The sequence below is a fragment of the Neisseria sp. 20925_1_37 genome (genome assembly GCF_041433255.1).
Taxonomy (GTDB): Bacteria; Pseudomonadota; Gammaproteobacteria; order Burkholderiales; family Neisseriaceae; genus Neisseria; species Neisseria flavescens_D.
Window position 1 is genome coordinate 16,292 of record NZ_JAPWBC010000004.1, and the last position, 20,483, is coordinate 36,774.

At 49.9% G+C, this 20,483-nt stretch carries 17 protein-coding genes, 1 tRNA gene and 2 pseudogenes; 12 read left to right on the forward strand and 8 right to left on the reverse strand.

Features of this window, described 5'->3' with window-relative positions:
• Window positions 1-9: 9 nt before the first annotated feature.
• The 4 genes and pseudogenes from fghA to pip all read right to left on the reverse strand — a co-directional run bounded on the left by fghA (window position 10) and on the right by pip (window position 3,389).
• Entirely contained in the window at window positions 10-837 is an 828-nt protein-coding gene (gene fghA, locus O3661_RS04095) for an S-formylglutathione hydrolase (RefSeq protein ID WP_371492388.1), read from the reverse strand.
• Between the two features lie 8 nt (window positions 838-845).
• The gene (locus tag O3661_RS04100) at window positions 846-1,955 is read right to left on the reverse strand and encodes an S-(hydroxymethyl)glutathione dehydrogenase/class III alcohol dehydrogenase (protein ID WP_197459467.1); all 1,110 of its coding nucleotides are present in this window, start codon (window positions 1,953-1,955) and stop codon (window positions 846-848) included.
• Window positions 1,956-2,075: 120 nt separating this feature from the next.
• A pseudogene (locus tag O3661_RS04105) lies at window positions 2,076-2,336 on the reverse strand (CRISPR-associated helicase/endonuclease Cas3); the annotation flags it as partial.
• A 123-nt stretch (window positions 2,337-2,459) separates the two neighbouring features.
• Window positions 2,460-3,389, reverse strand: coding sequence for a prolyl aminopeptidase (gene pip / locus O3661_RS04110; RefSeq protein WP_371492389.1), 930 nt, complete (start codon window positions 3,387-3,389; stop codon window positions 2,460-2,462).
• A gap of 124 nt (window positions 3,390-3,513) precedes the next feature.
• Here pip and yciA point away from each other — a divergent pair, with 124 nt between their 5' ends.
• Together yciA and O3661_RS04120 are read left to right on the forward strand one after the other, a co-directional pair.
• On the forward strand, window positions 3,514-3,948 hold the full coding sequence (gene yciA, locus O3661_RS04115; protein WP_283122045.1) for an acyl-CoA thioester hydrolase YciA: 435 nt from the start codon (window positions 3,514-3,516) through the stop codon (window positions 3,946-3,948).
• A 73-nt stretch (window positions 3,949-4,021) separates the two neighbouring features.
• Window positions 4,022-4,558 (forward strand): annotated as a pseudogene (locus O3661_RS04120) (formate/nitrite transporter family protein); the annotation flags it as partial.
• A gap of 154 nt (window positions 4,559-4,712) precedes the next feature.
• On the opposite strand, the gene O3661_RS04125 reads toward O3661_RS04120, so the two are convergent.
• Together O3661_RS04125 and O3661_RS04130 are read right to left on the reverse strand one after the other, a co-directional pair.
• Window positions 4,713-4,789 (reverse strand) — tRNA-Pro (locus tag O3661_RS04125).
• Window positions 4,790-4,943: 154 nt separating this feature from the next.
• A complete protein-coding gene (locus O3661_RS04130; RefSeq protein ID WP_003746217.1) occupies window positions 4,944-6,467 on the reverse strand; it encodes a fumarate hydratase in 1,524 nt (507 codons plus the stop codon).
• A gap of 844 nt (window positions 6,468-7,311) precedes the next feature.
• Here O3661_RS04130 and O3661_RS04135 point away from each other — a divergent pair.
• From O3661_RS04135 to trkA, 5 genes are all read left to right on the forward strand, one after another.
• Complete coding sequence (locus tag O3661_RS04135; protein WP_371492390.1) at window positions 7,312-7,950, forward strand: 2Fe-2S iron-sulfur cluster-binding protein; 639 nt, start codon at window positions 7,312-7,314, stop codon at window positions 7,948-7,950.
• Entirely contained in the window at window positions 7,950-9,578 is a 1,629-nt protein-coding gene (locus O3661_RS04140) for an FAD-binding protein (protein ID WP_371492391.1), read from the forward strand. The genes O3661_RS04135 and O3661_RS04140 overlap by 1 nt, the downstream gene beginning before the upstream one ends.
• On the forward strand, window positions 9,575-10,828 hold the full coding sequence (locus O3661_RS04145; protein ID WP_070460286.1) for an NADH-quinone oxidoreductase subunit F: 1,254 nt from the start codon (window positions 9,575-9,577) through the stop codon (window positions 10,826-10,828). Before O3661_RS04140 ends, O3661_RS04145 begins: the two co-directional genes overlap by 4 nt.
• 212 nt (window positions 10,829-11,040) lie before the next feature.
• A complete protein-coding gene (locus O3661_RS04150; protein ID WP_371492392.1) occupies window positions 11,041-12,492 on the forward strand; it encodes a DASS family sodium-coupled anion symporter in 1,452 nt (483 codons plus the stop codon).
• Between the two features lie 94 nt (window positions 12,493-12,586).
• The gene (trkA, locus tag O3661_RS04155) at window positions 12,587-13,999 is read left to right on the forward strand and encodes a Trk system potassium transporter TrkA (protein ID WP_371492393.1); all 1,413 of its coding nucleotides are present in this window, start codon (window positions 12,587-12,589) and stop codon (window positions 13,997-13,999) included.
• A 76-nt stretch (window positions 14,000-14,075) separates the two neighbouring features.
• Here the strand turns inward: trkA and lgt are convergent, their stop codons facing one another.
• Window positions 14,076-14,936, reverse strand: a complete 861-nt coding sequence (gene lgt, locus O3661_RS04160; RefSeq protein ID WP_371492394.1) for a prolipoprotein diacylglyceryl transferase — start codon at window positions 14,934-14,936, stop codon at window positions 14,076-14,078.
• Window positions 14,937-15,010: 74 nt separating this feature from the next.
• The gene (locus tag O3661_RS04165; RefSeq protein WP_107857575.1) at window positions 15,011-16,141 is read right to left on the reverse strand and encodes a M14-type cytosolic carboxypeptidase; all 1,131 of its coding nucleotides are present in this window, start codon (window positions 16,139-16,141) and stop codon (window positions 15,011-15,013) included.
• A gap of 174 nt (window positions 16,142-16,315) precedes the next feature.
• On the opposite strand from O3661_RS04165, the gene argB reads away from it, so the two are divergent.
• From argB to O3661_RS04190, 5 genes are all read left to right on the forward strand, one after another.
• On the forward strand, window positions 16,316-17,203 hold the full coding sequence (gene argB / locus O3661_RS04170) for an acetylglutamate kinase (protein ID WP_049328699.1): 888 nt from the start codon (window positions 16,316-16,318) through the stop codon (window positions 17,201-17,203).
• 261 nt (window positions 17,204-17,464) lie between these two features.
• Window positions 17,465-18,751, forward strand: a complete 1,287-nt coding sequence (gene eno, locus O3661_RS04175) for a phosphopyruvate hydratase (protein WP_371492395.1) — start codon at window positions 17,465-17,467, stop codon at window positions 18,749-18,751.
• A 23-nt stretch (window positions 18,752-18,774) separates the two neighbouring features.
• The gene (ftsB, locus tag O3661_RS04180; protein ID WP_003679613.1) at window positions 18,775-19,050 is read left to right on the forward strand and encodes a cell division protein FtsB; all 276 of its coding nucleotides are present in this window, start codon (window positions 18,775-18,777) and stop codon (window positions 19,048-19,050) included.
• Between the two features lie 101 nt (window positions 19,051-19,151).
• Window positions 19,152-19,643, forward strand: a complete 492-nt coding sequence (locus tag O3661_RS04185) for a DUF1841 family protein (protein WP_371492396.1) — start codon at window positions 19,152-19,154, stop codon at window positions 19,641-19,643.
• Between the two features lie 112 nt (window positions 19,644-19,755).
• Window positions 19,756-20,463: an SIMPL domain-containing protein gene (locus O3661_RS04190; RefSeq protein ID WP_371492398.1), complete on the forward strand. Its 708-nt coding sequence runs from the start codon at window positions 19,756-19,758 to the stop codon at window positions 20,461-20,463.
• Window positions 20,464-20,483 lie beyond the last annotated feature (20 nt).

Below are 20,483 nucleotides of genomic sequence, written 5' to 3' on the forward strand. Positions count from 1 at the left end.
TTCTTTGGTTTACTTCAAAAATGCCGCATGATAGGCAATATGCTCGCCAACAAAACTGGCGATGAAGTAATAGCTATGATCATAGCCTTTGTGGAAGCGCACATCGACTGGTTGATTTGCCGCACGACAGGTTTCAATAAAATCTTCGGTACGTAATTGTGTTGGCAAAAACTCATCTTCCAAGCCCTGATCAATGCGCATACCTTGCACTTTATAGCCTTGTTGAATGAGTGAGCTGGCATCATATTGCTGCCATTTTTCACGATCTTTCCCTAAATAGGCAGAAAAGGCTTTTTCTCCCCAAGGCACGAGGCTTGGCGACAAAATGGGCGAAAAGGCAGAAACACTTTGATAACGTTCTTGGTTTCGCAATGCCAATACCAATGCGCCATGTCCGCCCATTGAATGTCCCATAATCGAACGTTTGCCGTTGGTAGGGAAATTTTCCTCAATCAGACCAGGCAACTCGTTCAAAATATAATCATACATTTGATAATTTGTCGCCCAAGGCTGCTCGGTCGCATTAAGGTAAAAGCCTGCACCTTGCCCTAAATCGTAAGCAGCATCGTTCGGCACTTGCTCTCCGCGAGGACTAGTATCAGGTGCAACCACAATTACTTGATGTTCTGCCGCATAACGCTGAAAGCCTGATTTGGTAATGAAATTTTGTTCCGTACACGTTAAGCCGGAAAGCCAATAAATCACACCAAGCGGTCGATTCTTCGGATTATCCGGCAAATAGACGGCAAATTTCATTTCGCATTGAAGCGTTTGGGCATGGTGTGCCCAAACTTGTTGCGAACCACCAAAAATTTGATGTTGTTCAATCAGTTTCATCGCGTACCTTAGTAATGAATAACAGCGCGGATCGATTTACCTTCGTGCATTAACTCAAAGGCTTCATTGATTTGATCGAGCGTCATTGTGTGGGTCACAAACGGTTCTAACTCGATATCGCCTTTCATTGAATCTTCCACCATTTTCGGCAGTTCAGAGCGGCCTTTAACGCCACCAAACGCCGTGCCTTTCCAAACACGACCTGTGACCAACTGGAACGGACGAGTTGAAATTTCTTGTCCTGCACCTGCTACGCCGATGATAATGGATTGTCCCCAACCACGGTGTGCACTTTCTAATGCTTGACGCATTACATTTACGTTGCCGATACATTCAAAGGTATGGTCAATGCCCCATTTATTAATGTCTAACAACACATCTTTGATCGGTTTATCGTAATCGTTCGGGTTCAAACAATCAGTTGCACCAAACTGTTTTGCCAGCTCAAATTTTGAAGGATTGGTATCAATAGCGATAATGCGGCCAGCTTTGGCTTGACGCGCACCTTGCACCACCGCCAAACCAATCGCCCCCAAGCCAAACACGGCAACAGAGTCGCCTTCTTGCACTTTTGCCGTATTATGTACCGCACCAATACCTGTGGTAACGCCGCAGCCGAGCAAACATACTTGTTCGTGGTTTGCTTCCGGATTGATTTTCGCCAGTGAAACTTCGGCAACAACTGAGTATTCACTGAAGGTCGAACAGCCCATATAGTGATAGATCGGCTGACCTTGATAAGAAAAACGCGTCGTGCCGTCCGGCATTAAGCCTTTACCTTGCGTATCACGCACTGAGACGCATAAGTTGGTTTTACCTGAACGACAAAACTCACATTCGCCACATTCAGCGGTATAAAGAGGAATGACGTGATCACCTGGTTTTACGCTTGACACACCTTCGCCCACAGCAACAACCACCCCCGCACCTTCGTGTCCAAGCACCACGGGGAATACGCCTTCAGGATCGCTTCCTGATAACGTAAATGCATCAGTATGGCACACGCCAGTATGGGTATTGCGGATTAACACTTCGCCTTTACGCGGCATTTCTACGTCGATTTCCACAATTTGTAAGGGTTGATTTGGGGCAAATGCTACCGCCGCACGAGATTTGATGGTTGAATTGGTTTGTTTATTTTCCATTATTTTTGCCTTTTAATTCATTAATAAAGTTATCTAGCCTAAGTAAGATAACCACAGTTTATACTTTGGAACCCACCCTGAAGCAAGCGTTTTTGCAATTTTGACTACAACAGTAACATGATCGACTGAAGGGCTGCCATGCAAACGGTGGTCAAAGGTTTCGGAATATTTCCCTAAGTCATGAAGCTGTCCCGTCTGACAAGCAATTTCCTGCGCACCAAATACCCGAGCAAACTCCGCCGCCATTTCCCCAACATTTACCGAATGGCTTTGTAAGGTTTGCTAATGTTCGTAAGGTAAGAGATTACCAAGTTTGTCTTGCGCGAAATGAGTGTAGTAAATTAAGGGTTTCATTTTGAAATTCTAAAAAAATTCAAATTGATACAGATGCAATGATAATATGCTATCAAATTTAATATGCAAATAGAAAAAATGCCGTCTGAAACTTTTTCAGACGGCATTGTTATTGATTAACCTTTATAACTTGCTTCTAATATCCTCTACTGCTTTTACTAAAGCCTCGGAAAGCGAAGGATCAAAAGAAGAATGGCCTGCTTGGACAATTCTCAATTCTGCTTCAGGGACGGCTTGCGAGAGCTCCCACGCGCTTTGCATCGGGGTGCATAGGTCGTAGCGGCCTTGGACGATGATGGTTGGGATATGGCGGATTTTGTCGATGTTTGCCAAGATAGCCTTATCGCCCTGCAGCCAGCCTTCGTTCACGAAGTAATGGTTTTCCATTCTTGCGATGGCAAGGGAGGCTTGCGGGTCTTCATCTACGTCTTTAGGTTCAAACTGAATAAGGTAGCTTTCCCAGTCTGCCCATGATTTAGCCGCTTTGAGGCGCGTGGCTTCATCTTCGCTGAACAGCATTTCATGGTAGGCTTTAATTAGGGCTTGGCGTTTGTTTTCGGCTACGGGGGCAATGAATTTTTGCCATTGAGCCGGATAAATTTGGCTGACGCCGCCTGCTTCGTTCAGCCATGCCATTTCAGACGGCCTACACAGGAAAATACCGCGCAAAACTAAGCCGCTGACGCGCTCGGGATGGGTTTCGGCATAAGTCAGTGACAAGGTGCTGCCCCATGAGCCGCCGAAAACCAACCATTTTTGAATGCCGAGCATTTCGCGTACTTTTTCAATATCGGCAACCAAATCCCATGTGGTATTGTCTTCAATACAGGCATACGGTTTGGAGCGTCCGCAACCGCGTTGGTCGATAATAACGATTCGGAAATGCTCTGGATTGAAAAAGCCGCGACAGGCAGGTGATGCCCCTGCTCCGGGGCCGCCATGCAGGAAAATCACGGGGTGGCCATCAGGATTGCCTGATTCTTCCCAGTAGATTTCGTGAATGTCGGATACGCGCAAAAGGCCGCTATTTCGTGGTTCTTGAATCGGATGCATGAGCTTTCTCCTTTGTCTGATGAATATGTTGATTGTAACACTTTGCCTTCTGATTTTTCAGACGGCCTACATAGGTTTATCGCCACAAATGGCGTAAAATAGCACTTTTTTGACAGGATTATTTATGTCTGACAACAAACAAACACATGCTGCACCCGAAGGGCAACTTTTATTGCGTACGGTAGCCATGCCGCGCGATACCAATCCTAATCAGGATATCTTCGGCGGCTGGATTATGTCACAAATGGATCTAGGCGGCGGTATTTTGGCGGCAGAAATCGCACAGGGACGAATTGTAACCGTGGCCGTTCAAGAAATGAATTTCATCAGACCGGTAAAGGTCGGCAACGTCGTGTGCTGCTACGGTCATTGCGTCCGCGTAGGCAATACTTCTTTGCAACTTAAAATCGAAGTATGGGTTAAGACTTTGATGAACGATATGGTAACGGAAGACCGCCAACTGGTCACCGAAGCAGTGTTCACTTACGTCGCCATCGATGCACAAGGCAATCCGCGCCCTATTCCTCGCGAAGGCAATGCAAAACTAGCACATTTGTAAGTTTAAAAAAATCAAAACAAGGCCGTCTGAAACCTCAACGTTCAGACGGCCTTTTTTCATACAGAAGCAAAATGTAACCAGCAATATGATGATCATGTCTTTAGGCAGATTGGCCGGACGGATTTCCTCCAAAATGCTGCTGCGTAACTGGGTTATCGTCTGCATGGGCAATTTGGTGGGCACACTGGCAATGGCTTTTTTCCTTGGATACTATGTCGGTATGATTGAAGGCAGCGTGGCAGAAAAAACCATTGCCGTGGCGGAAGCAAAAGTCCATATGGATTTCGGCCGCGCTTTTGTATCGGCAGTAGCATGTAACTGGATGGTCTGCATGGGCACGTGGTTGCACTTTGCCGCTAAAAACACAACCGGACGAATGCTGGCCATTTGGTTCCCCGTCATGATTTTCGTATTAAACGGCTTCCAACACCTTGTCGCCAATATGTTCGTTATCCCCGCAGGTATTCTGGCAGGCGCAAACATCACATGGGGACAATTTTTCTTCAATATGATTCCCGTATTCCTGGGCAATGTCGTCGGTGGCGCATCCTTTGTCGGCGCATCTTATCTTTATACTTATAAAGACACGCTGAAAGATAGTGCCGAATAGGCTGCTTTATAAACAACAAAACCTGCTTTTGAAAAAGCAGGTTTTGTTTCAGACGGCATTGGTATTAAGTTTTAAAATCCATTCGGACACGTTATTCAGATAAATCATCCAAACGAAAAAAGAGCCGTTTTTAAAACGGCTCTTTCCAATTTTTTGGTCGGAGTGAAAGGATTCGAACCTTCGACCCCTTGCACCCCATGCAAGTGCGCTACCAGACTGCGCCACACTCCGACTCGATAAGCTGTGAATTCTAGTTTCAAACGCTGATTTTGACAAGTGCTTTTTAGAAAGGGAAATTTACTCGTTTGAAAACATTTGAATTATTTGTAAGCAAAAAAAGGCCGTCTGAAATCGTTCAGACGGCCTTTGATTATTCAGTCAAATATCAAGCTTCAACCGGAATAATACCGATTTTAGCCTGCCATTGTTTTGGCGCAATGGCGTGAACCGATTCGCCGTTACTATCTACCGCAACGGTCACAGGCATGTCTTTGACTTCAAATTCGTAAATCGCTTCCATACCCAACTCTGGGAACGCCAAGACTTTAGATGCTTTAATGGCTTTGGCCACCAGATATGCTGCGCCGCCGACAGCCATCAGGTAAACGGCTTTATTATCGGCAATGGCTTGGCAAGTTGCTGCGCCGCGTTCGGATTTACCGATCATACCCAAGAGGCCGGTTTGTTCCAGCATTTGGCGGGTAAATTTATCCATACGGGTGGAAGTAGTCGGACCGGCTGGGCCAACAACTTCATCACGGACTGGATCAACCGGGCCAACGTAGTAAATCAGTTTGTTGGTAAAATCTACCGGCAATTCTTCGCCTTTGTTAAGCATATCAACCAAACGTTTGTGCGCGGCATCGCGGCCGGTCAGGATTTTACCGTTCAACAACAACACGTCACCGGTTTTCCATGTAGCCACTTCTTCTTTGGTCAGATTGTTGACATCGACACGTTTGCCGTTGTCAGGGCTGTAAGTCAGATCCGGCCAGTCTTCCAAAGACGGGGCTTCCAGTTTGGCAGGGCCTGAGCCATCCAATTCAAATTCGATGTGGCGGGTTGCCGCGCAGTTTGGAATCATGGCAATCGGTTTGGAAGCCGCGTGGGTTGGGTAGTCAAGGATTTTGACATCCAGCACGGTGCTCAAACCGCCCAAACCTTGTGCGCCAATACCCAAGGCATTTACTTTTTTGTAGAGTTCCAAGCGCAGGGCTTCAGTAGTAGACAATTCTGCACCTGAATCGGCTTTTTCTTTGAGCTCCTGAATATCGATATGGCTCATCAGGCTTTCTTTGGCCATCAACACTGCTTTTTCAGGCGTACCGCCGATGCCGATACCCAAGATGCCCGGAGGACACCAGCCTGCACCCATTTGAGGAACGGTTTTCAATACCCAATCAACGATATTGTCTGAAGGGTTGAGCATGGCAACTTTGGTTTTGTTTTCAGAACCGCCGCCTTTGGCTGCGCAAGTGACTTCGACTTTGTCGCCTTTTACGATTTCCATGTGTACAACGGCAGGGGTGTTGTCTTTGGTATTTTGACGTTTGCCAGCCGGGTCGGCCAATACGGAGGCGCGCAGTTTGTTGTCAGGATAGGTGTATGCACGGCGTACGCCTTCGTTAACCATTTCCTGTACGCTCATCTCGGCATCCCACTGTACATCCATACCCACTTTCAAGAATACGGTCGCAATACCGGTATCCTGACAAATCGGACGATGGCCTTCGGCACACATACGGCTATTGACCAAAATCTGCGCCATCGCATCTTTGGCCGCAGGGTTTTCTTCTTTTTGATAAGCCTTATACAAAGCCTGGATGTAGTCTTTAGGATGGTAGTAGCTGATGAATTGGAAAGCATCGAAAATACTTTGGATAAAGTCTTCTTGCTTGATGACGGTCATGATTGTGTTCCTTTTCGGAGTCATGGTAGGGAGGATTTGTTTATTTCTTAAGAGACCAATTTTCTCAGACGGCCTTCAATAGTGTAATAGTGCTTTCAAATGAATAATCCAGACAATATCATTTTCATACCTTATTGATTTAAATAAAATTTAATATCGCATTAAATCACTTGGTTATTGATAATCTATATCTACTGACCATTCACTTACATAGAAATAAAATTACATTATTTTTAAATGATATTCTAATTGCAAGGCCGTCTGAAAATATTTGCCTTAAGCATCTGAGAAAGAAATTTAGTAGCCTGTATTAAAAGGGAATAACCTAAATTTCAGACGGCCTTTCTTATTTTCCAATACAATACATAATTGTAAAATCTGTGTCATTTTCTCCCTCAATCTTCTTGACTGATATCAAACTTGTTTGATTTCATGAAATTTTATAACAGTCTTTTCACTTACCCACATACCCAAATATTATTCAATATATACAACAATCTATGCAAAATTGTCTAACATATAATAATGATTTTTACTAGTAAATAGACGAATATTTTAAAATTTATAATAAAAAGTAATTTTATTTTACTTTTAAAATCAAATTTTTGTAATAAATTTGTCTAAATAATAGGCATATTTTGTTTGCAATCCTCCTTCTATAAAACCTTAGGTTACCCCTATCATCAAAACCACTAAATTCTGATACACTTCGAATCATACAGATAAATATTGATTTTAAAAGAATTTCTGAGTAAATCACTTGGATATTTCCTCACGCACCACAGATGTAATAAAAATACAATTAATCAAATTACCCACTATTCCAATTTCACAGGAACAAACCATGAGTGAAAATTTGTTAACCCTGACCATAGACGGCCATGAAGTCAAAGCTTCCGCCGACTCGTCAATCATCCAAGCCTATGCCCGTTCAGGCAATGCGATTACTGCCAATGTCGGCTGTATGGGTCAAGGCGTATGCGGTTCCTGCCGCTGCATGATTCGTAAAGAAGGCGAGCGCGAAGTAACCACTGCACTGGCATGCGAGACCAAAGTCGAAGAAGGCATGCAAGTCAGCTTCTTGGACTACTTTATTCCGGAGCACATCCAATATTACGACGTCGGCGAGATTGGTGACGGCTGGAACTGGTTGGACGATACCGCCAAAGCCTTCCCAGAAGCGCAAAACTGCCGTCATTGCGGCGGCTGTAATCGCGCCTGTCCTAAAGGTTTGCAAGTGGAAAACGGCGTAGCGCAGGTAGTTTCCGGCGATTTCGGCGCGGCTGCGCTGACCTTCGACCAATGCGTAATGTGCAACCTCTGCACCCTCTCCTGCCCCGAACACATCCGTCCAAACCACTTGGGCTTGTTCGCTCGCCGTATGAAAGCGGCGCGTACGCTGCGCCCGGTGGATTTGATGCGCCGCCTGCGCGAAATCGACAGCGGCAAAATGAAAGTCGAATTTGAAGAGGAGGCAATGTGATGGCAAACGAAATCCAAGGCATAGACTACGAAACCGCCCTTGCCAACCTGCGTGCGTCCTCATTGGAGTTGCGCGGCGATTTACCTGAAAAGAACGAATTACTGAGCCAATTTCACCCTGACTATCAGGCAAATGCCCGTGTGAAACTGCCTATCGGTCCAAACCAAGGCGATTACTGCCATCCTGATTTGGCGAAACTGCTGATCAGTCATCCACTGATTGACGACTATGATTTGTCGGGCGCGGAACATTTGAACACTGACGTGCTGGTTATCGGCGGCGGCGGTGCGGGTGCGGCAGCGGCGTTATCCGCGACCGAAGCAGGCGCGCGCGTGATTATGGCGAACAAGCTGCGTATCGGCGACAGCAATACCGTAATGGCAGAAGGCGGCATTCAGGCTGCTGTCGGCGCAGAAGACAGCTTGCAGCAGCACTTTGACGACACCATCAAAGGCGGCCACAACGCAGGCAAAAAAGAATTGGTTGCCCAAATGGTTACCGACGCGCCGTCCGCCATCCGCTGGCTGATCGGCTTGGGCATGACTTTCGATCTTGCCAAAGGTGCGGACAGCAACGGCACGTTGAGCCGCAAACGTGCAGGCGGTACGACCGTGCCGCGCATTCTGAGCTACCGCGACTTTACCGGCCTCGAAATGATGCGCGTACTGCGCGAGGCAGTCGAGCTCGACGAAAACATCACACAGCTCAACCGCCACCCCGCCATCGAATTATTATCGGACGAACACTGCCGCTGCGTCGGCGCGATTTTGTACGATTTGGAAAAACGTTCTTTGGTGTTGGTTCACGCCAAAGCCGTGGTATTGGCAACCGGCGGCAGCGGACGCCTGCATTTGCAAGGTTTCGCCACTTCCAACCACTATGGAGCGACTGCAGACGGCCTGGTCATGGCCTACCGTATCGGCGCCAAACTGCGCGATGTCGATTCTTTCCAATACCACCCAACCGGCGTCGCCCACCCTCCGCACTTGGCAGGCGCGCTGATTTCCGAAGCCGTGCGTTCCGCAGGCACCAAGCTGGTCAACGGTTTGGGCGAACGTTTCGTTGACGAATTGCAACCGCGCGATGTTGTTGCCGCTGCGATTCTGCGCGAATGCCGCGAAGGCCGCGGTGTGGTACGTGACGGTCAAGTCGGCGTGTTCCTTGACACCCCGCGCCTGATTGCTAACGACCCTGACGTATTAAACCGTTTGGTAACACTCGGCCACGTTGCCCACAAATGCGGCATCGACCCTGCTGTTGAGCCGGTCATGATTCATCCAACCCTGCACTATCAAAACGGCGGTATCGAAATCAACGGCGACGGCGCAACCTGCGTCGAAGGCCTCTATTGCGCCGGCGAAGTAACCGGCGGCATTCACGGCCGCAACCGTCTGATGGGCAATGCGCTTTTGGACATCATCAGCTTCGGCCGCCGCGCGGGTAAAGCCGCAGCAACTTGCGGCCTGCCGCTGAAAAAAGTACGCGGCGGTGTCGGACACGTCCACGACCTGCAACGCGAAATGACCCGTGCCGGCCTGACCAGCGACATCAAAGCCCCCGTTTTATATCCCGACTACGGCAAATTCGATTTGCGCGAACACGCCGGTTTGCAGGAGCAACAATCATGAATCAAGCCAATCAAAACTTACTGCATCCTTCCCGCCAAGTCGGCGCAGATTTAGCCGCGTGGCGCAAAGTCGGCGGCGGCGAAGGCCTGCTGGCTGCGCTTGCCGATCCTCAAAGCATTGTTTCCAAACTGCAAGATGCCAATCTTTGCGGTATGGGCGGTGCAGGTTTCCCGACTTGGCGCAAATGGGAAGCGGCCGTTGCCGCCCAAAGCAAAAATGGCGACAAATACGTTGTCTGCAATGCCAACGAAGACGAACCGGGTACATTTAAAGACCGCGTACTATTGGCAAATACGCCGCACCAAGTCATCGAAGGCGTCCTGATTGCCGCCGTTGCCTGCCGTGCCAACAAAGCGATTTTGTACGTCAACCCTCATCAAACTGAATCCATCGCTTCCATCACACCGGCCATCGAGCAATGGAAAAACAGCGATTTGTTTATCCGTATCGAAAACTACTTGGGTAAACCTTTGGACTTGCAACTGGTTGAAACCTCAGGCCGTTATATCGGCGGCGAAGAAACTGCCGTGATTTCATGGCTGGAAGGCGGTTTCCCCTTCCCGCGCCGCAAGCCGCCGTTCCCTGCCGAAAGCGGTGTCAACGGTGAACCGACCTTAATCAACAACACCGAAACCTTCGCTAACATCCCGCAAATCCTTGCCAAAGGCGCGGAATGGTACAAATCGCTGGGTTTGGGCGATGCCGCAGGCACGAAACTCTACTCGCTTTCCGGCGACGTATTGAATCCGGGCCTGTACGAACTGCCGATGGGCACGACCTTGCAATCGCTGATTTACGATCACGGCGGCGGTATGCTTGAAGGCCGCACGTTTAAAGCCGTATTTACCGGCGGCCCGTCAAACACGCTTTTGACCGTAAAAGATTTGGATGTGCCTTTGGACTTCGTTTCCGTACGCGAACGCAAATCCAGCCTCGGTACCGGCGCGATGATTGTGATTTCCGAAGGCACCAGCGTGGTGCGTAAAGTGGCCGAATATGTGGAATTTTTCGCTTCCAACTCATGCGGTCAATGCCCGCCGTGTAAAGGCGGCACATTCCAGCTTTCCCGCCTGCTCAACCGCGTGGACACCGGTATCGGCACTCCCGACGACCTGCGCGCCCTGCAAAGCCTGTGCCAACTGTTGCCACGAAGCGGCCGTTGCGGTTTGATTGACGGCGCAGTTACCGTGTTGCAAAGCTCGCTGCGTACCTTCCCCGAAGAATACGGCCTGCCGCAAGAACAGGAGTAAAACGGCGTTGTTTTCAGACGGCCTGTTACTGTAAAGGCCGTCTGAAAAACGATACCCGCCCCCCTTTCTCTTCTTTCCAAGATGGAAGAGAAACCCCAATAAGAAAATACCTTCCGAACCTACCAAAATACGTTCAGACAGACTTCAGCAACACTCAGGCCGTCTGAAAACCGATTTCCCAATACTTCAATCCTCAAATTAGGAGATTCAACATGGGCTTCAAGCCAATTCCTGCTGCGGTCGCACTTGTGCTGACGCTGCTTATCTGGTTCGTTATCCCCGTTCCTCAAGGCGTCTCGCCTGACGCATGGCATCTTTTGGCATTGTTTGTCGGCATCATTGCCGGTATCATCGGCAAAGCCATGCCTATCGGCGCAATGGCGATTTTGGGCATCACCTTGGTTGCACTGACCGGCGTGACCAACGAAAAAGCTGCAGACGCAACCAAAGACGCTTTGAGCAGCCTAAACAACTCACTCATCTGGATGATCGGTATCGCCATCATCATCTCGCGCGGCCTGTTGAAAACCGGCTTGGGTATGCGTATCGGCTACCTGCTGATCTCCCTCTTCGGCAAACGCACGCTGGGCGTTGGTTACAGCTTGGCGCTGGCAGACTTGGTCATCGGTCCGGTAACGCCGAGCAACACCGCGCGCGGCGGTGCCATCGTACATCCGATTATGAAATCCATTGCCCTGAGCTTCGACTCTGACCCTGAAAAAGGTACGGAAGGTAAAATCGGTAAATACCTTTCACTGGTCAACTTCCACTCCAACGTAATTACCTGTCTGATTTTTATCACTGCCACCGCACCCAATCCGCTGGTAGTCGAATTGGTTGCCAAAGCCACCAATTCGCAAATCCAACTCTCTTGGGGTACTTGGTTCTTGGCAATGATCGTACCCGGCCTGCTTGCTATGCTACTGATGCCGCTGGTGCTGTACTTCCTGTATCCGCCTGAAATCAAACAAACCCCTAACGCCACTGCATTGGCAAAAGAGCATTTGGCTGCCATGGGGCCGATGAAGCGTGAAGAAAAAATCATGCTGGGTATTTTCTTGGTTCTGCTGCTGTTGTGGGCTGGTATTCCCGAGATGCTGTTTGGTGTGAAAGTTGATGCTACTGCCACCACCTTCCTCGGCTTGAGCCTGTGTCTTTTAACCGGCGTACTGACTTGGGAAGATGCGCTGAAAGAAAAAAGCGCGTGGGATACCATCGTTTGGTTTGCGGCCTTGGTTATGATGGCAAACTTCCTCAACAAACTGGGCCTCATCAGTTGGTTGTCCGACTCCATGCAAAGCGGTATCGCCCACATGGGTTTGGGTTGGGAAGCCGGTTGTGCCATGTTGATGCTGGCCTACCTCTACGCCCACTACGTTTTCGCCAGCGGTACGGCACACGTTACCGCCATGTTCGGCGCATTCTACGGCGCAGGCTTGGCCTTGGGCGCACCACCGATGCTGTTTGCCCTGATTATGGCAGCCGCTACCGGCATCATGATGTCGCTGACCCACTACGCCACCGGTTCTGCACCTGTCATTTACGGCTCCAACTATGTAACCATGACCGAATGGTGGAAAGCCGGCTTCATTATGAGCGTGGTCGAAATCCTGATTTTCAGCACTGTCGGCATCTTATGGTGGAAAGCCTTGGGCTATTGGTAATTCTTTAGCCGATTGAAAAATCAGGCCGTCTGAAACTCCAATTTCAGACGGCCTTTTGTTACAATTTCATTTTTACCGAACACACTCGATTACCGTGAAAATACTCATTCTCGGCAGCGGCCAAGTCGGCTCGACCGTCGCCCAAAACCTCGCCTCCGTTCCCAGCAACGACGTTACCATCATCGACATCGACGAAAAAGCGCTCAACCGCATCAGCAGCCGCCTCGATGTCCAAACCATCGTCGGCAACGGCGCATCGCCCTTTACCCTCGAACAGGCAGGCGCGGCAGATTCCGACCTCCTGCTTGCCCTGACACGCAGCGATGAAACCAACATTGTCGCCTCCAAAATCGCCGCCGACCTATTCAACATCCCCAGCCGCATCGCACGCGTGCGCTCAAGTGAATACCTCGAATATCCGGTTGACGGCAGCGACAACCCCGAAGAAGGCAGCCTCAACATCTTCGGCATTACCGAAACCATCAGCCCCGAACAACTGGTTACCGAACAACTCGTCGGCCTGCTCAACTACACCAGCTCATTGCAGGTACTCAGTTTCGCCAACGATAAAGTGCGCATGGTGATTGTTCAAGCCCGCAAAGGCGGTTTGCTGATCGGCCGTGAAATTGCCGACATCAACCAACACCTGCTCGAAGGCGTGGACTGCCAAATCTGCGCCATCTACCGCAACAACCGCCTGATCGTCCCCACCCCGCAAACCGTCATCATCGAAGGCGATGAAGTCCTGTTTACCGCCGACATCAACAGCGTGGAAGCCATCATGCGCGAATTGCGTCCGAAAGAAGCGCGTACCCGCCGCATCATGATCGCCGGCGGCGGCAACATTGGCTACCGCCTCGCCAAGCAGCTCGAATCCAAATACGACATCAAAATCATCGAATACAAACCCCACCGCGCCGAATGGCTGGCCGAAAATCTGGACAACACCCTCGTCCTGCAAGGTTCCGCCACCGACGAAACTCTGCTGGACGAAGAATATATCGACGAAATCGACGTCTTCTGCGCGCTGACCAACGACGACGAAAACAACATCATGTCCAGTCTGTTGGCGAAAAATCTTGGTGCCAAACGCGTGATCACCATTGTCAACCGCTCAAGCTACGTTGATTTACTCGAGGGTAACAAAATCGATATCGTCGTTTCCCCCCACCTGATTACCATCGGCTCCATCCTCGCCCACATCCGCCGTGGCGACATCGTTGCCGTCCACCCCCTGCGCCGCGGCACGGCCGAAGCCATCGAAGTGGTGGTACACGGCGACAAAAACACTTCCGCCATCGTCGGCCGCCGCATCAGCGGCATCAAATGGCCGAGCGACTGCTACATCGCCGCCATCGTCCGCGGCGCAACCAGCGAGGTCATCATGGGACACCACACCGAAACCATCCTCCAAGACGGCGACCACATTATCTTCTTCGTCTCACGCCGCCGCGTCCTGCCGGAGTTGGAAAAACTCATTCAAGTCAAAATGGGCTTTTTTGGTTAAACCCGAAATCCATCCTCTTGAAGACATTAAAAGGCCGTCTGAAAACCTTTTCAGACGGCCTTTATTCTTGTTTTATTTACGCTTTGGCAACACGGTTTTTACGGCCAAACCAAACGAAACCAATCACGCCCAATACAATCATCGGCACGCTCAACCATTGACCCATGGATAAGCCCAAAGTCAATAGGCCGAGATAGTCGTCAGGCTGACGGGCAAATTCGGCGATGAAGCGGAACAATCCGTAACCGCCCAAGAACAATGCTGCCGTTTGTCCGGCCGGACGTGGTTTTTTCGAGAAAATCCAAACAATGACAAACAGGCAAATGCCTTCAAGTGCAAACTGGTAAAGCTGAGACGGATGGCGCGGCAGCATGCCGTATTGTTGCAGCCATTCGGCCCACAAAGGATTGTGCGCCGCAGCTTCCGTATCTTCGTAACGCGCTTGCGGGAAACCCATCGCCCAGAAAGCATTGAGTTCGGTCACGCGTCCCCAAAGTTCGCCGTTGATAAAGTTGCCGATACGGCCGGAAGCCAAGCCCAGCGGTACGAGCGGTGCAACGGTATCCATCAATTTTAAAATACTGATGTTGTGCTTGCGGCCAAACAGCCACATGGCAACGACCACGCCCAAGAAGCCGCCGTGAAACGACATACCGCCTTCCCATACTTTGAAAATATCCAACGGGTTGGCAAGATAGTCGGAAAATTTATAAAACAAAACGTAGCCGATACGGCCGCCCAAGATGACGCCCAAGATACCCCAAGTCAGGAAATCGTCGAGTGTTTCTTTAGTAAACACAGAATTGCCCTGCGCGATACGACGGCGGCCCAAAATCGTAAACAGGATAAAGCCGACGATATAGCTCAAGGCATACCAGCGGATGGCAAGCGGGCCGATGCTGATCAGCACCGGATCAAACTGGGGATGTATCATCATAATGTGTGTTCCTTATCTCAAAGGCCATCTGAAAGCCTGAACTTTCAGACGGCCTGTATGCGGTGTCGGATGGTTTAACGCAAATCGTCAACCACATTCAAAATAGCAGACAACATTGCCTCGCCCAAGCGCAGCGAACGTTGGCCGTTCCAGCCGAAATCATCGTCCGGCAGATTGGCATTGTCTTTAAACGGCATTTCCAAAGTATAGGCAAGGCAGTTGAAATGATTGCCGACCCAGTTGGTCGCCAAAGTCATATTTGCCTGACCCGGCGCATCTTTATCATAGCCGTAATCGTCTTGGAAATCTGGGCTGGCATTGAGCAGCGCGAGTTTGAATTGGTCTTCCAAGGCTTCGATGCGCTCGTTGTAGTTAGGCACGCCTTCGGTACCGGCCACAAAGACAAACGGCAGACCTTCATCGCCGTGAATATCCAAGAACAAATCCACGCCAGTTTCCATCATTTTTTCGCGGACGGTAAAGACTTCGGGGCTTCGCTCCAAAGTCGGGGTTTCCCATTCGCGGTTGAGATTGGCGCCGGCGGCATTGGTGCGTAGATTACCCAAAACCGAACCGTCCGGATTCATATTCGGCACAATGTAGAAAGTCGCGCGGTCAAGCAGCATGCGCGCGGTCGGATCTTGCGGATCAAGCAGACGGCCCAGCAAACCTTCGACAAACCATTCCGCCATGGTTTCACCCGGATGCTGACGGGCGATAATCCAGACTTTCATGTCGCTTTCGACTTGGTTGCCGATGGTCAGAAGATTGATGTCGCGGCCTTGAACGGTACTGCCCAAATCGTCGATACGGCACAAACCGCTGCCCTGAGCATCGCCCAAAAGGTTCAAATGCTGCTCGTTGGAATAAGGCTCGAAATAGGCGTAGTAAACGCTGTTGGACAAAGGCGTATGGTTGATGGTCAACACACCATTTTCATAGCTGGTCGGCACGCGAAACCAATTTTGGCGGTCGTAAGAGGCGCAAGCCTGATAGTCCTCCCAGCCCAAAGGATACGCAGCGTCCGCCGCATTTTCAAAATGCATCACGCAGTTTTGATAGGCCGCACCCTGCAAACGGAAGTAAAACCATTGGGCAAACTCCGAAGCATTGTCGGGACGCAGGGCGAGGCGGATATCGGCAGGGTTGCTCAAGTCTTTGACAACGACCGAACCGGCATCGAATTGGGTGCTGATTTTCATCATGGGTATCCTTAGTAATCGGCGAAGAGGCCGAAGCAAACCGTCATTTTACCGTTTGCATGAGGCTGGTTTCAACCATTTAACTGATTTAACAGGATTTCAAGCGCTTGGAAATATTGTTTCAGACGGCCTTTGGGATTAAGATAAAGGCCGAAATCATGAAACAAGGTTGAAACCATGACCCAGCAACAATCTGTCTCCCCTGCCATCAAGGCGCGCGTCCTTGCCGAATCTTTACCTTATATCCGCCGTTTTTCCGGCTCCATCATCGTCATCAAATACGGCGGCAACGCCATGACCGAACCTGCCTTAAAAGAGGGTTTCGCACGCGATGTCGTCCTGCTCAAACTGATCGGTCTGCATCCCGTCATCGTTCACGGCGGCGGTCCGCAAATCAATGAAATGTTGGAAAAAGTCGGCAAAAAAGGAGAATTTGTTCAAGGCATGCGCGTGACCGACAGCGAAACCATGGACATCGTAGAAATGGTTTTGGGCGGACACGTCAATAAAGAAATCGTTTCCATGATTACCACCTTCGGCGGTCGCGCCGTCGGCATTACCGGCCGGGACAACCACTTCATCAAAGCGGAGAAACTCCTGATCGACACGCCCGAACAAAAAGGTGTGGACATTGGCCAAGTCGGCACAGTGGCCGACATCGATACCCGTTTGGTGGAAGGCTTGGTCGAACGCGGCTGCATTCCTGTCATTGCACCCATCGGCGTAGGCCAAAACGGCGAAGCGTTCAACATCAATGCTGACTTGGTTGCCGGTAAACTGGCGGAAAAACTTCAGGCCGAAAAACTGCTGATGATGACCAATATCCCCGGCGTACTGGATAAAGAAGGCAAATTATTGACCACCCTGACGCCAAGCCGCATTGACGAACTGATTGAAGACGGTACGCTGTACGGCGGTATGCTGCCTAAAATTGCCTCTGCCGTCGAAGCCGCCAAAAGCGGCGTCAAAGCCACGCATATCATAGACGGCCGTGTTCCCAACGCCCTGCTCTTGGAAGTACTGACCGATGACGGCGTAGGCTCGATGATTTTGGGCGAAGGCTAATCTGTTTTTCAGACGGCCTTATGCCTTATTTAATCAGCTTTTCACCCTAAAAAGGGTAAAAAATGTTACACTATACGGCTTATGTTTGTTTGAGCGATATTGACGTGAAACAAACTTACAGTCGGTTTCATACCGACTACGATGCCATACTTGGCAAAGACGGTATAATGTCTGCATTCATCAGACTTCGGCAATCATCCTTAAGGCCGTCTGAAACGTAACAAAGCTACTTTTCTTTTACCATCCTATTTGGAGATATTCATGAGCGCAATCGTTGATATTTTTGCACGCGAAATTTTGGACTCCCGCGGCAACCCTACCGTAGAGTGTGACGTATTGTTGGAATCCGGCGTTATGGGACGCGCAGCCGTACCTAGCGGCGCATCAACCGGACAAAAAGAAGCTTTGGAACTGCGTGACGGCGACAAATCCCGTTACTTGGGCAAAGGCGTATTGAAGGCCGTTGACCACGTCAACAACCAAATCGCGCAAGCCCTCATCGGTATCGATGCCAACGAACAATCTTATATCGACCAAATCATGATCGAATTGGACGGTACTGAAAACAAAGGCAACTTGGGTGCCAATGCTACTTTGGCCGTTTCTATGGCCGTAGCACGCGCAGCCGCTGAAGATGCAGGCCTGCCACTGTACCGTTACTTGGGCGGCGCAGGCCCAATGGCTCTGCCGGTTCCGATGATGAACGTAATCAACGGCGGCGAACACGCCAACAACAGCCTGAACATCCAAGAATTCATGATCATGCCTGTCGGCGCAAAATCTTTCCGCGAAGCCCTGCGTTGCGGTGCAGAAATTTTCCACGCGCTGAAAAAACTGTGCGATAGCAAAGGCTTCCCAACTACCGTCGGAGACGAAGGCGGTTTCGCACCTAACCTGAACAGCCACAAAGAAGCCCTGCAGCTGATCGTTGAAGCAACCGAAGCCGCAGGCTACAAAGCTGGCGAAGACGTATTGTTCGCCCTGGACTGCGCATCCAGCGAGTTCTACAAAGACGGCAAATACCACTTGGAAGCCGAAGGCCGCTCTTACACCAGCGCAGAATTTGCCGAATACTTGGAAGGCCTGGTTAACGAATTCCCAATCATTTCCATCGAAGACGGCATGGACGAAAACGACTGGGAAGGCTGGAAACTGCTGACCGAAAAATTGGGCAAAAAAGTTCAATTGGTCGGCGACGACTTGTTCGTAACCAATCCAAAAATCTTGGCCGAAGGCATCGAAAAAGGCGTGGCAAACGCATTGCTGGTCAAAGTCAACCAAATCGGTACCTTGAGCGAAACCCTGCAAGCCGTCGACTTGGCCAAACGCAACCGCTACGCCAGCGTAATGAGCCACCGTTCCGGTGAAACCGAAGACAGCACCATTGCTGACTTGGCAGTTGCCACCAACTGTATGCAAATCAAAACCGGCTCCCTGTCCCGTTCTGACCGCATGGCGAAATACAACCAATTGCTGCGCATCGAAGAAGAATTGGCCGAAGCCGCTTACTACCCCGGCAAAGCCGCATTCTACCAACTGGGCAAATAAGCAAAATATAGGATATTGATTGTATGAAGTGGGTGACTTTTGTTTTAACCTTCGCACTTTTGTGCTGTCAGTACAGCCTTTGGTTTGGCAAAGGCAGCGTCGGGCATACGGAAGAATTGCAGGAGCAGCTCGTCCGTCAGGAGGAAAAAAACCAAACGCTCACTTTGCGCAACAATTTCCTCAATGCGGAAGTTGAAGACTTGGCACACGGACAAGAGGCCATCGCCGAAATTGCCCGCGTCGAATTGGGTTATGTCCAAGACGGCGAAGTGTATTACCGAATCATCGACCGCCGCTAAACCCTATCAAACAAAGGCCGTCTGAAAACACACTTTTCAGACGGCCTTTTTTATCGCAATCGCTATATAATCACATATCCCAAAATCAAATCACACCCATCATGTATGACGTAAACACCCACGATGTCCGCCGATTTTTTGCCCACGTCTGGCAACACAGGCTCGCACCGCTCCAATTAGACGGCCTGCAACAAAAAGCTTTGCGCATTATCGAAGCCCATCCCGAATACGGACACTATCTCGAAGACATCGAACAATATTTAGATAAAGAATGGTTGCCCGAAGACGGCGAAAGCAACCCATTCCTGCATATGTCGCTACACCTTTCCCTACAAGAGCAAAGCGCCATCGACCAGCCACCGGGCATCCGTGCCATCCACCATCAACTTTGCGCCCGTTATAACGGCGACTGGGTCAAAGCCGAACACGATATGATGGAAGCCTTGGCAGAAACCATCTGGGAAGCACAACGCTACAGACGGGGCCTTGACGTCAATGCCTACATGACCCGCTTGCGGAAATTAGTCGGCTTAGGCCAAGAAGAAAAAGCCCGCCTCAATCCCCATGAAGTCGGCTTGATGGATACAAAATAACTTCTTTTCAGACGGTCTCAACCCATACAAATCCTTACGCTTGCCAAAGCCAACGTTTCCATATTTCATGCTAAATTATTTTTTTAAAATCCGCATTACAAGGAAAACCAAAATGCTCCGCCCAGCCATTACCGCCCTACTGCTAGCTGCCTCCCTGCCCGTAGCAGCAGAAAGCCTCAACTACAACATCGTTGAATTTTCCGAATCCGCGAATATGGAAGTGCCACGGGATACCATGACCGCGCATTTCAGCGTCAACACAGAAGGCAAAGACCGTCAAGCCGTCAACCAAGCCTTCATAAAAAAATTCAACCAGTTCAACAAAATCTCCCAAAACAGCAAATTTAAAGCCGAGCTGATGGAGCGCAACGCGTCCCCTCGCTATCAATATACCAACGGCAAACGCACCCAAACCGGCTGGGAAGAACACGCCTACTTCAAAGTAGAAAGTAAAGACTTTGAAGCACTCAACCGCCTGATTGCCGACAGCATCAATATCGCTGTTTTAGAAAGCTCCTCATTTTCCGTATCCAAAGAAAAACGCGAAGAAACCGTCGATCAACTGAGCAAAGCCGTCATCCTGCGCTTCAAAGACCGCGCCCAAAATCTCGCCCAAACGCTTGGCTTCTCCAGCTACAAAATCGTCAAACTCAACCTGGGCCACATCGGCAACCGCCAAGTCGGCGGCGATTTCGCACACGCCAAAATGCTGCGTGCAATCCCTGCTGCAGAAGTGGCTGCAGGAATAGAAGATGGCATACCTGCTTCCCCCGGTTCGGAAGAGATCAGCCTGACCATCAACGGCTCGGTGCAAATGTAGGATTTTCTTTGAAATCATTT